At 44.4% G+C, this 13,015-nt stretch carries 10 protein-coding genes; 2 read left to right on the top strand and 8 right to left on the bottom strand.

Annotated features, from left to right (window positions below; translation table 11 throughout):
- Positions 1-5: 5 nt before the first annotated feature.
- Positions 6-2,273: a DEAD/DEAH box helicase gene (locus tag B5D59_RS00465; protein ID WP_139365915.1), complete on the bottom strand. Its 2,268-nt coding sequence runs from the start codon at positions 2,271-2,273 to the stop codon at positions 6-8.
- A complete protein-coding gene (locus B5D59_RS00460) occupies positions 2,270-2,641 on the bottom strand; it encodes a YppE family protein (RefSeq protein ID WP_078816479.1) in 372 nt (123 codons plus the stop codon). Before B5D59_RS00460 ends, B5D59_RS00465 begins: the two co-directional genes overlap by 4 nt.
- A 185-nt stretch (positions 2,642-2,826) precedes the next feature.
- Here B5D59_RS00460 and recU point away from each other — a divergent pair, with 185 nt between their 5' ends.
- Together recU and B5D59_RS00450 are read left to right on the top strand one after the other, a co-directional pair.
- Entirely contained in the window at positions 2,827-3,468 is a 642-nt protein-coding gene (gene recU / locus B5D59_RS00455) for a Holliday junction resolvase RecU (protein ID WP_078816478.1), read from the top strand.
- Positions 3,465-6,155, top strand: a complete 2,691-nt coding sequence (locus B5D59_RS00450) for a transglycosylase domain-containing protein (protein ID WP_078816477.1) — start codon at positions 3,465-3,467, stop codon at positions 6,153-6,155. The genes recU and B5D59_RS00450 overlap by 4 nt, the downstream gene beginning before the upstream one ends.
- A gap of 222 nt (positions 6,156-6,377) precedes the next feature.
- Here B5D59_RS00450 and B5D59_RS00445 read toward each other — a convergent pair whose 3' ends face one another.
- The 6 genes from B5D59_RS00445 to dinG all read right to left on the bottom strand — a co-directional run bounded on the left by B5D59_RS00445 (position 6,378) and on the right by dinG (position 12,949).
- Positions 6,378-6,713, bottom strand: a complete 336-nt coding sequence (locus B5D59_RS00445; RefSeq protein ID WP_078816476.1) for a YpoC family protein — start codon at positions 6,711-6,713, stop codon at positions 6,378-6,380.
- Positions 6,710-7,357, bottom strand: coding sequence for an endonuclease III (gene nth / locus B5D59_RS00440; RefSeq protein ID WP_078816475.1), 648 nt, complete (start codon positions 7,355-7,357; stop codon positions 6,710-6,712). The genes B5D59_RS00445 and nth overlap by 4 nt, the downstream gene beginning before the upstream one ends.
- Before the next feature lie 8 nt (positions 7,358-7,365).
- Positions 7,366-8,079, bottom strand: coding sequence for a DnaD domain-containing protein (locus B5D59_RS00435; protein WP_078816474.1), 714 nt, complete (start codon positions 8,077-8,079; stop codon positions 7,366-7,368).
- 62 nt (positions 8,080-8,141) lie between these two features.
- Positions 8,142-9,335 (bottom strand): pyridoxal phosphate-dependent aminotransferase, encoded by a 1,194-nt coding sequence (locus B5D59_RS00430; protein ID WP_078816473.1) that lies wholly within the window; start codon positions 9,333-9,335, stop codon positions 8,142-8,144.
- 37 nt (positions 9,336-9,372) lie between these two features.
- The gene (locus B5D59_RS00425) at positions 9,373-9,852 is read right to left on the bottom strand and encodes a cell wall elongation regulator TseB-like domain-containing protein (protein ID WP_009497114.1); all 480 of its coding nucleotides are present in this window, start codon (positions 9,850-9,852) and stop codon (positions 9,373-9,375) included.
- Between the two features lie 322 nt (positions 9,853-10,174).
- Positions 10,175-12,949, bottom strand: coding sequence for an ATP-dependent DNA helicase DinG (dinG, locus tag B5D59_RS00420; RefSeq protein ID WP_078816472.1), 2,775 nt, complete (start codon positions 12,947-12,949; stop codon positions 10,175-10,177).
- Positions 12,950-13,015: the final 66 nt, after the last annotated feature.

Raw genomic sequence — 13,015 nt, 5'->3', positions numbered from 1 at the left:
CCCTTTTAATTGACCAAATCTCTTAGCAACTGTTCGGCATTCAACTTATTTTGTGTCTGCCCCGCTTCCTGCGCACCGATACAGATCGGACATCCAATTTCACAGCGGCAATCATTAATATGTTCTGCCGTCATCGTCAATAGCTCATCCCAGCGACTGAAGATGTTCTCACTCAGTCCGATGCCACCCGGGTAGCTATCATAAATGTAGAAAGTCGGCTTCTGTGTATGTGTGGCCTTCACCTGTGGGACGACGTGTATATCGCTACGATCACACTTAACGAACAAAGGTATAAGCGACTGGATGGCATAGGCTGCCGCACTCATGGCATCTGTCAGGTTGGCTTTTCCCCATCCTTCCGGCGCGTCGAATGCAAGCCAGGTGCCGTTCGTATGCAATTCTTCTGCCGGTAGCGATATTGGACCCGAACCAATATTGTCGTGGTTATTTCCAAACTTAATCTTCTTAAAAATCGTCGGGATCGCAAGCACCGCCAAATCACCAAACGCATACGTCCGTTCTCCCGCGTCCTGCCTCTTATCTTCACTAATCACTTTCAATTCCACCGCTAAATTCGCATCTGTGAAATAATCAACGTCCACGACAGTAACATACGCTTTCTTTTCTTCCCAATCCAACTTCTCCACTTGATACTGCGTACCTTGATGCAAATAAATCGCTTCCTCATGCAAAAGTGTCATCGCGCTGAAACGATCCATTTCTCCAATGACCCGGGTTTCTTTCGGAAATGACTGATCGATGATAACCACATTTTCCTGTGAAGCAGATCGCAAGCTGATTTCTCCTGCTGGAAAACGATCCGTCATCCAGTGCCATTTATCCGATGTTTGCATTAGCACGCCTTCGCTCTGCAAAAATGCCAGCAGTTCCTGCACTTCGAACTCACCGTATGTTTCTGTTGAAGAAAACGGCAATTCAAATGAAGCACATTTCAAGTGATCCATTAAAATCAACATATTATCCGGATGAATATGAATTTCTTCAGGCTGTTGACTCAGCAAATACGACGGATGCTTAATAATGTATTGATCGAGCGGCATCGATTGCGCTACATAAATAATTAACGCGTCTTCCTGCCGCCTTCCCGCTCGTCCTGCCTGCTGCAGGGCACTTGCTATATTTCCCGGATATCCCGTCATGATACAGGCCTGCAGCTGACCGATGTCGATTCCGAGCTCTAAAGCATTCGTGCTGACTACCGTGCGTATATCACCGTTTTTCAGTCCGCTTTCAATTTTTCTGCGCTCCGTCGGAAGATAGCCTCCGCGGTACCCCATCACCGTCTCATCAAATAACTTCTTTTTCGTCAGTTCTTTCATATACGTAACGAGCATTTCTACGCGGACCCGGCTGCGTGCGAAGATAATCGTCTGAATATGCTGCTGATAAAGAAATGCGCCTAAATCCCGCACTTCAAGGACCGCACTTCTTCGTATGCCAAAGATATCATGGACAATCGGCGGATTGTAGAAAACGAAGTGTTTTTTTCCGCGTGGTGCGCCGTTTTGATCGATGAGCACCATTTTCCGATTCGTTAAGTTCTCGGCTAATTCTTTCGCGTTTGAAATCGTAGCAGAGGTACAAATGAAAATTGGATCACTGCCATAAAACCAGCAAATGCGCTGCAATCTCCTCAACACATGCGCGACATGACTGCCGAACACTCCTTTATATGTGTGAAGTTCATCCACCACAATATATTTCAAGTTCTCAAACAATGAGATCCATTTCGTGTGGTGAGGCAGGATCGCCGAATGCAGCATATCGGGATTGGTCAAAATAATATGCCCGGATTTTCGAACTTTTGCCCGTAATCCTGGTGCCGTATCCCCATCATACGTATGGCTTAAAATCGTCTCCCCGCTCTCTTCGATCAATTCATGCAAATCCGCCAATTGGTCTTGCGCCAATGCTTTGGTCGGAAATAAATACAATGCGCGCGAAGAAGGATTATCCAAGATGGATTGCAGCACGGGCAGATGATAACAAAGCGACTTCCCTGACGCTGTCGGAGTGATCGCCGTAATCGAGTTACCCTCACTGACTGCGTCGAACGCTTGCCTTTGATGGCTATAAAGCTGGGAAATACCTTTTCCCGCCAACGCTTGTCGAATGGAAGGATGCAAAGCAGGCGGAAATTCAGCAAGTTTTGCTTCTTGCTCCTTCAACGTTTCGATATAGGAAATATTCGGCCCAAAACGTGGATCAGCAAATAATCGTTGAATGGTTTCAGGTATATTTTGTTTATTCATTCGGACGGCCCTCTGGTTTCATTGCCCATTGCATTCAAAACAGTCTGCAATGTATAGCGCGCAGCATTGATAGATAAGATAAAACGCTTCTTCCCGGTCTCTTTATAAAAAGATTGGACAACAAATTGCGTCATCGAATCTTTTAATGAATCGATCTGCACTTCATGAACATATCGTGGTTTATCAACCTTGATCCAAACCTTCATATCCGCAGACCAATCCGCGATCGCACGATGGCTGCGGTCCGCATAAGGCTTCACTTCTTCAAAAAACTCCGGTGAATGATCGGTTTCTCTCATTGTATAAAAACGCTGCTCACATTCGTCACAAATGGCAAGCAAGCTCTTTGTCTCTTCAACTAAACTCATCATATAAAACTCCTTCATCACTCTATGCTTATCTATATTTTATCAGAAAGCCAGCCCCTACTCCACTTATTACGAACAAGTATTCCGCAAGTTATTTTTCAAAGCTTTACATTGCTGTGAAACTTTCTTTTTGGTAACTCGTCTAGTAGTGGGTATGGTATGATTAAGAGCGCGAGGTGGTCACATTGACGATTCGTTATCCTAACGGAAAAAAGTATAATCCGTCCGTACCAGCAGCAAAAAAGAAAACCTTTGCCCACTCCTTCAGTAACCGAGGTAAATCATTGGAAGACGAACTAAACGACACGAATGAATATTATTTGGCTAATGAAAGGGCGGTAATCCATAAAAAGCCGGTCCCCATTCAAATAGTCAATGTCCGATATCCAGCTAGAAGCGCGGCAGTCATCACGGAAGCGTATTTCCGCACACCTTCCACTACAGACTATAACGGGGTCTATAAAGGCCGCTATGTGGATTTCGAAGCGAAAGAGACAAAGAATAAAACATCTTTTCCTTTGCAAAATATTCATTCACATCAAGTGCTTCATATGAAGCACGTAATAGATCAATTGGGCCTTGCTTTTTTTATTATTCATTTCAGTTCACTTGACCGATACTTCTTATTGCCGTTCGAACAATTTCACCCTCTATGGAAACGTATGGAAGACGGCGGAAGAAAGTCGATCACATTGGAGGAAATGAAAGAACGATCCATTGAGATTTCAACAGGTTACCAACCCAGGCTAGATTACTTACAAGCCGTTGAACAATGGCTTCAACGCGAACGAATAGATCAAGACATTGAAAGGCAGGAAAAAGCATGAGTGACAATATAAACTCAAGAACCGCTAGAAGGAAGCAAGAGGAAGCGAAGCAAAGAAAAAAGCCTCGTAAAAAAGCGCCTAAAGGATGGTTCAAGAAAATCATAATGGCGGTTGTCATACTAGGTCTCGCCGTCTTAGTCGGAGGCGCTTCATTGTTCGCCTATTATGCGAGTACAGCACCTGATTTAGATGAAGAGCTTCTAAAAGATCCGCTCACGTCCAACTTTCTAACAAAAGATGGAGATATATTCTTGAAATTTGGTGCGGAGAAACGAGATTATGTACCGTATGATGAAATACCCGAACAAATGAAAAATGCTATTTTAGCAACTGAAGACATCCGTTTCTTCAAACATCACGGGTTGGATTTCTATCGTCTAGGCGGAGCAGTACTCGGAAACTTACGAAGCGGTTTTGGTTCCCAAGGTGCTTCTACCCTCACGCAGCAAGTAATCAAAAACTCATTTTTAACGGATGAAAAGACATTAAAAAGAAAAGCTCAAGAAGCTTGGCTTGCGTTTAAATTGGAAAGAGAGTATTCAAAAGAAGAAATTTTCGAAATGTATTTCAATAAAATATTAATGTCCGGTAACCGATATGGTTTCGGTACAGGAGCAAACTATTTCTATGGCAAGAAGCTCAATGAATTGGATTTGCAAGAGACTGCAATGCTTGCAGGATTGCCTCAATATCCGAATGGCTATAATCCGTTCAAACATCCAGAACGTGCGGAGAAGCGCCGAAACATCGTGTTGACACTTATGTACCGACACGAAAAGATCACAAAAGAAGAGATGGAAGCAGCTAAGAAAATACCTGTCACAGCCACTTTATTACCTGAAGAAGAACGTCAAGCGAATGGTAAGTACCCTGCCTACGTAGACGCCGTATTGGATGAGCTAGAGGAAGCTGGTCTATCCGATTTATTGGCAGAAGGCATCACGGTACAAACCTCACTCGATCCTAAAGTACAGGAAACAGTAGAAGCCGCCCTCGATGATCCGAGTTATTATGAATCGGAAAAAATGCAGGCGGGCATGACCGTGCTGGATACAAAAACCGGTGCCATTGTCGCTGTTGGCGGAGGACGTGAGTACGCGGGACGGAACTTGAACTTCGCGGAGCAAAAACGTCAACCTGGTTCAGTCATTAAACCTATTCTCTCTTATGCCCCGGCAATTGAGAACTTCAGCTGGTCTACAGGTCAAACAGTTGTAGATGAACCATATAAATATAAAGGCACGAACAAATCCATCAATAATGCAGACGGACGATTCCTTGGGTCATTGACAATGCGGGAGGCATTATACTATTCCAGAAATATTCCTGCCGTTAAAACGTTCGAGGAAGTCGGAGCAAAAAATGCCAAAGCGTTTGCTGAGACACTTGGCTTACCTTATGACACGATCAATTCCAGCGACGCATTGGGCGGTGGCGGCGGATTCTCCACTGTGCAAATGGCCGGTGCCTATGCTGCATTCGGCAATGGCGGGATTTACACGAAACCACATGCCGTGACGAAAATCACGCTACGTGATGGGAAAACAGAGAAAAATCTTCGTCCAGACCCCGTGACGGCGATGAAAGATTCTACAGCGTATATGATTACAGATATGTTGCGTGACGTCTTAACTTCTGAAGGAACAGCTATAAACGCTGCAATTAGCGGAATGGACATCGCAGGTAAAACCGGGACGACCAACTACTCTGCCGATACGATGAAAAAGCATAATATGAAAAACACAGACGTACCCGATACTTGGTTCACAGGCTACACGACGGAGTATACGATCTCCACATGGGGTGGCTATGCGGATTATGTAACGCCAATTACAACATATGATAAAGGCCGACACGTACCGCAAAAATTATTCAAAACGGTCATGAGCAGCATTGCAAACAATCCTGACCGATTCACACAGCCAAACTCAGTGGAAGAAGCAAAAATTGTCAAAGGCAGTAATCCACTCGCCTTGGCTAGTTCGTTCACTCCGAGCAATTTAGTGCGGACGGAATTATTCGTCAGGGGAACACTTCCTACCATACAAGAAGTGCCAGAACAGATTGAATTGCCGAGTCCAACTGACTTGACCGCACAATTTGATGCCGATTCAAATTCCATTGAATTGCAGTGGAATTATGACGTTCCAGATGAATTTGATGATCTTGGAGATCCTGAGTTCAACGTTAGCGTATCGATTGACGGAGGCGCAGCGCAAAGTATCACGACTACTGCCGATCACCAAGCAGTCTTCCAGGGAGCAGAATTAGGCAAGACCTATACATTCAGCGTGACTGCCAGCATGGGTGGCTATACAAGCGGCGCGACTTCCACCCAACTGCTGCTAGAAGGAGCAGATGAGCCGGACGTCGAAGAGGAGCCGGATGAGGATCCAGACAATGAATTTGAAGATCCAAACATTGATCAGGGTGATTCTGACAACGATGGCCAACCCGATCAAAATAACCCAGGTAATCCCGACCAAGACAACTCAAATAACCAAGGAAACCAGGGTAACCAAGGCAATCAAGATGGCCAAGGAAATCCGAACGATCAAGGCAACCAAGGGAATCAAGGAAATCAAGGGAACGAGGGGAATCAGGGCAACCAAGGGCAAGGGAATCAAGGCCAAGATTCCAACCCTTCTATATCCACCCCGAATTCTTCACAATCTAACAATAACTAAATAAAAGCCGCCCGAGAAGTCATTTTCACCTGACTTTTCGGGCGGCTCTTTATTGTGTCGGAAAAGCTGTTTATCAGTTTCAAGGTGTTGAAATATAGGCACGAAATCGGGTTGGTTTCGTTAACGGGACTTTAGTGCGTATCTACATTCAATGAAAAAAGCTGTCTCTGAAAGTCATTTTGACCCTCAGTGACAGCTTCTCCTTGTTTTGAACCTAATATACTACCGCTGCACACGCAGTCGGGCTGCTTTCTTCTTTACTTCATCGTAGAGCATGTTCAATTGAACCAATGCATAATGACTTGTGTTTTGAAGTTTGATAAACTCTATGCGTTCCGTGTAATTATTCGGCTCCAACACATACTGAATTCTGTTTGTATGTGGATGTTCTTCCGTTCCGCTCTGCTCGATTAGCCGTTCCAATTGTTCAATCGCCGGCTGCACTAAAAGCATGCGGCTTTCATCCCGCACTGCGTAGGCTTTCTCAAGATTCGGCTTCTGTTCGCTCCACAACTCGAGTGTTTGTCTTACCGACTCTTTGAGTTCTTCATGATTCATTTCGCTTTCATCCTTTTCTGACCTTCCCTGCACAAATGCAACAGTGGGCATTCCGGACAGTTTGGATTTTGTGCTTTGCAATGGTAGCGCCCAAAGAAAATAATTTGATGATGCGTCTGCGTCCACTTTTCCATCGGTGTCCAACGCATGATTTTTTCTTCCACATCGATGGGACGGTCTTTCCAACGATTCATGCCGAGCCGTTTTGCTACGCGTTCCACATGCGTGTCCACCGCTAAGGCTGGAACGCCAAATGCGTTAGATACTACGACGTTTGCAGTTTTCCGGCCAACGCCAGGCAGTGTCATCATGACATCGCGACTCGCCGGCACTTCCCCGCCATGTTCTTCAATCAATATCTCACTAAGCGCTTGGATATTTTTTGATTTATTGCGGTAGAGACCGATCGAACGAATGTCTTGCTGTAATTCCTCAATGGAAACTCCGAGATAATCTTCCGGGACCGTATACTTTTGAAATAGATCAGCAGTTACGCGATTCACCAATACGTCAGTGCATTGGGCGGATAATAACGTTGCGATAAGTAACTCGAACGGATTTTTATGCACGAGCTCACAATGAGCATCCGGAAACATCTCTTCGAACGTTTGCAGGCAGACTTGCCATTGTGTTTTTGTTAACATAGTATCCCCTATTCTCGTTCTTCCAACCAATTATAGAAAGGTACACGTTTTATAGATTTTTTTGTCGTCTGCTGTGTTACCGTAGCAGCCGCGACAGGACGGAACGATTGAACTTGCCTTTCAACATCTTTCATCGTTCGTACATTTTTCTTTTTCCATTCAAATAAAATGCGGTCGATGTAGCGTAAGCTCATCTTTTGGGCCAGTACGGCTTCCCTCAATGCGGCGCGGATAATTTCAGCCGAGTGGCCATCCTTATCGATCCACATCCCGATTGTTTCACACTCCATAGGAGAAAGAAAACGTCCGAATTCTTGCTCAAATAAAGAGAAGATTTCCCCTTCATCATTTTGTTGCCGTTGCTCTGTTATCTGCGCCTGATTTTTCGCGATAATTTCTAGTAGTCGTTCCCATAGAGGCAGTAAAGAAAAGCGCTCGTGCAAAACTTGATGTTCGTCCGTACTTTGTACAATCGAAAAAATTCCTTTTTGCATCAAACGTTGTAAAGAGTCCGTTATATCCTTCTCTTGCTGCTGCATACGGTTCGCAATATCGGTAGGAGTAGGAAAATGTTTTCCTTCTCCTTGAAATGCGATAATATGCAAAATCACCATGGCGTCACTATCTGAAATCAGCAGTTGTTTATAATGTTGAAAAAAGAGCTGGGAAATAGAGACATTTCCCTGCTCAATCCAAATTTTCAGCCGCTCATCTTGTTGCATGTATGAAACTTCCTCTCATCAGCAAATGAAAATTTGCTTCCGTACTTTCCAAAGGGTGAAGGTTAAGCCTTCCAGTGATCTTTTACAAACTTTTCAATACGTTCCAAGCCTTTTTCAAGCTGATCGATCGATGTAGCATAGGATAACCGAATCGTCGTATCTGATCCAAAACCGGACCCAGGAATTACCGCTACATTTGCTTCTGTCAACAGTGCTTTTGCGAATTCGTCGACGGACGCAAAGCCGGTATGCTCCAGTGCTTCCTTTACGTCAGGCAAGAAATAGAATGCGCCTTGTGGTTTCAATACATGGAAACCAGGAATAGCGGAGAGCTTCGGATAAATCTGATTCATACGGGATTCAAAAGCAGTACGCATGACTTCGACTGCATCTTGCGGACCGTTATATGCTTCAATCGCCGCATATTGTGATGTTGTTACAGGGTTTGAAGTCGAGTGGCTCGCCAAATTCGTCATTGCGCCCACAACGCTAGCGTCACCCGCGATATAGCCAATGCGCCAGCCCGTCATCGAATGGGACTTCGATACGCCATTAATGATGAATGTACGCGCTTTTGCGTCTTCCGTCAATTGTGCAATGGACACGTGCTGCTTACCATCATAAACAAGTTTTTCATAGATTTCATCCGAAATGATCCAAATGTCTTTTTCACGGCATACATCCGCGATCGCCTGCAATTCTTCTTTCGTGTAGATCATGCCTGTCGGATTTCCCGGCGAATTGATGATGACGGCTTTGGTTTTCTCCGTTATCGCTTCGCTAATTTGTGCTGCCGTCACTTTGAATTGTTCAGCTGCCGTCCCCTCGATAAATACCGGCACGCCTTCTGCCAACTTTACTTGTTCTGGATAGCTCACCCAATAAGGTGATGGGATGATAATTTCATCGCCTTTATCCAGCAATACTTGAAACAAGGTAAATAGTACATGCTTCGCACCAACGCCAACCAGTATTTCATTGCGTTCATACGTCAACCCTTGATCTGTTTTCAATTTGCCAATTATCGCATCTTTCAATTCCGGAAGACCGCCGGCTGGAGTATATTTCGTCTTGCCATCTTTCATCGATTGATAAGCTGCTTCCAAAATGTTTTCAGGCGTATTATAGTCCGGTTCGCCCGCCCCGAGTCCGACGATATCAATGCCGGATGCCTTCATTTCTTTTGCTTTCGCAGTAATCGCTAGTGTTGTAGATGGTGTTAAAGTACTTACTCTCGATGCTAATTGTTTTCTCAAATTGACCGCTCTCCTTTAATCCTAATTCAACAGTAATCTATAAATGCATAATTCGCTTTTGCCACTTGCCATCTTTAAAATTAAGATAGACATAATTCAAACTGTCATCTTCCCCAAGATATGTCACTTCCCAAAAAAGGTTTTCTTTTTCCATTCCGAGTGAAGTGTGTAGAATCTTTTGGACCTTATCTTCTTTTTTAACGATGTCTGCGGCTTGTTGCTTTGTAATGCCTGTAGAGGGCGTAATCGTACGGACGACTTTTCCTGCTTTTTCATCCACTAAAATTACTTTGTTCTTGCCTTTTTCATCTGTACCATAAACAGAGACCAATGCGGCGGTGCCATGATAAATATCTGCCCGGTCCACTGTCGTAAGCGCTCCTTCACTGAGCACGAGATCCATCGCTGCATCTCTTGTAGAAGCAAATGGCTTTTCAGCTTGATAAAAAACTATGATCGTAATCGTTACAAAAAGGGTGAATAAAAAGATGGATAAAAACTTAATCCAATTGAGCATAAGCAACCCTTCCTGTCGAATGAACCGCCAATTTTTTTCGATTCATTTTCTAACCTACTTTCGATTTTGGTAAAACCAATTTTGAGACATCTAGCTTTAAGCGCCAGCCTCTCGGGTCGTTTCGGACTTAAATTAAAGGTAAAAAACACCTTTATTTTCAAGCCCTCCAACGCCTGTCCAGGCAAGACGGCGCTTTACACTTTTGCATCATCCAGTTTCAAGCGCCAGCCTCTCGGGTCGTTTCGGACTTAAAATAAAGGTAAGAAGCACCTTTATTTTAAGCCCTCCAACGCCTGTCGAGGCTAGACGGCGCTTTACACTTTCATAAATCAGTATAACAATTTTCTATCTCATTCACCAGACTCTCTAGCGATACTTTTTTTACATGAGACTGTGGTAATGCATTCAAGAATGATTTGCCGTATGATTTTGTATCGATTCGCCGATCTAGGATTATGAAAAATCCTTGTTCATCTGAAGAGCGGATCAGTCGGCCGAATCCTTGTCGGAATCTAAGGATTGCTTCCGGCAAGCCGAGGTGTGTGAATGCATTTTTTTGCTCTGCCTGCAATGCAGCAGAACGCGCTTTAAAGAGAGGTTCTTCAGGAGAGGTGAACGGCAATCTCACGACGACAACAGCTGACAGCTCATCACTCGGAACATCAACGCCTTCCCAGAAACTTGTCGTTCCAAACAGAATCGCTTTCTCTGATTGTTTGAATGTCTTAAGAAGCTTGTGCCGACTGCCTGAACTTACACCTTGCGCTATTAATGTATATTCATCCTGTAACGATTCGCTATCCACGATTTCTTCGTATGTTTTCTTCAGCATATCGTGGGATAGGAACAGAGCAAACACACGTCCATCAATCGCGACGGCCGTCTGAATCAAGGCATCAGCAACGGCCGCAATGTATTCGTCGTCTGAAACTTGCTGTATATCTGGCATATCCTCCACAATAAACGTATTCGCCCCTGCATAAAAATCGCTTGGCGCATCAAATACATAAATCGGAACCGTTTCAGGCACACCCATTTGATCCAACACAAATCGTTCGTCCTGACCTGCTGTTAACGTACCGGACGTCCAGACAATCCCCGCCTGCCCTTCAAATTGATCAATGAATGAACGGACAACGGAAGCCGCATGAATCGGGCTCTTTTTGATCTGCAAACTTCCCGGCAAGCTTCTGCTGTCTCTTTCCATCCAAATTGTCATGTGAGACTCGGTATCCTCCAAAAAAAGCTCTACCCAGTCCCCTGCTTTTATTTTCATTTCATCCAACCAATACAGCCATTCATTCAGCGCGGCTTGTTCGTCAAGTGTCAGTTCATTCGCGTGCTGCTGTACAGGTCTGGTATAGTTTTCTGCGGCATGCAAAAACTCATTCAATTTCCGCAGCACCACACGGAAGCTTTCATGTTGCAGCAAACGCTTCTTCAGGGGTTTCACTGAACGTGTCGTCCGACGGTTCTCCTGCTCCATTTTCGTGTTCGCCAAGATCAGCATCGACTCATCAAAAGCAAGCATGAACGCGTCATACGAACTCTGCAGTTTTTCAGTGGAATGCCTATGGTTGAAATGAAAACGCGTCAGGATCTCTTGTATATCAAAAAGCAATTGCCCATTGCTGAATGAATTCAATTGGCTCATCACGTACTTCCAATTTGTAAAGGAGAAAACTTGCTCCTGCGTTCGAATGGCCGCTTGATACAATTGATGTGCCTCATCGATCACAAGTCCTCCCACCGACTGGAACAGGGGCGTGTGTCGCTCTTTGTCGTTCATCAGCATCGCGTGATTCGTCAACAATAGCATCGAATTTCGGCAACGCTCCAAAGTCCGCGAATAAAAATCGACCACTCGCTCATCCCGTTTCAACTTCATGGAACGCTTGCGAATTCGGTCTATAAACAGCTGACCGCCCCCTGAAACATTCACTTCATCCAAATCACCTGTTGTCGTCTCCGTCAGCCAGACCAGCACTTGCATGATCGTTATGGAGTCATCATAGACCTCATCATTGAAACGTAATAACTCTTCAAACTTTCCGAATGAAATGTAATTCGCCATTCCTTTGACAACAGTAGTCGGAATGTTCATTTGCAACGCTTTACCAAGATTCTGCACTTCCTCCGCTAACATGTCGACCAAATGGTTTGTGTAGGTGCTTATGACGATCGGTTTTTTCGTAGCAGACGCCTGAATAATTGAAGGGATCAAATAGCCCATTGTTTTTCCAACACCTGTCGGAATCTCGACAGCTACTTGTTTCTTCTCTACAAAAGCCTGCCATGTCAAATCCATTAATTCGGCTTGACCTCTTCTCACATGATACTTGGCATTGATCTTCTGTAAAAATTGTTCTTTTGTTTCGTCACTCGAAGGAAATGTCGGCAGCTCAGTAGGACATGGTGCCATCTCCTGTTCTTTCCGATAAGGAATCCCACGAAACAATGAATACTCTTTAGCAGTTTCTTTGCTTTGTACAGAGCGCAGTCCTTCATAAAACAATGTCGACAGATCCGATTTCATTGCAAATGAACGTTCATGCAGCCGACCGAGCGTTTCTTTCGGCAAATCATGGATCTTAGCCAATGCTTTTAAAAAGAATTCTGCAGTAGCTTTTGCATCATCGTCTGCTCGATGTGCTTGGTGCAGTGGTATGTTCAGAGCTTCCGCAATATCCTGCAATCGATATCCCGGCAATGTCGGATATAAAATCTTCGCAAGCTCTACCGTATCGATTTTCTTACCCTGCCACTTCGATACCCCGCAGCGCACGAGTTCTTTTTGTAAGAAGGAAACATCAAAGTCGGTATTATGTGCAACAAACACACACCCCGCAAGCATATCCGCCACCTCCTCGGCAATCTCTTCAAAAGGAGGCGCTTCCGCTACATCTTCATCACCGATTGAAGTCAGTTGATGGATGAATGGTGGAATGGTGCGTTGCGGATGAACATAACGCATATATGTATCGATAATTTGATTGTTTTCAATAAAGACTATAGCAATTTGAATGATCCGGTCGCCTTTTGAAGGTGAGTGACCCGTTGTTTCCAGATCAACAACTGCATATTTGCTTGTAGACATACCATCATCAACTTCCTGTATTGGTTTCTCTAGCAAATTGTATCATACTTGGATCAGCTACTCACG

It is taken from the genome of Sporosarcina newyorkensis (assembly GCF_900167515.1).
Classification (GTDB): Bacteria; Bacillota; Bacilli; order Bacillales_A; family Planococcaceae; genus Sporosarcina; species Sporosarcina newyorkensis.
Note: the sequence above shows the minus strand (reverse complement) of the source record. Positions and strands in the feature narration are given on the sequence as shown.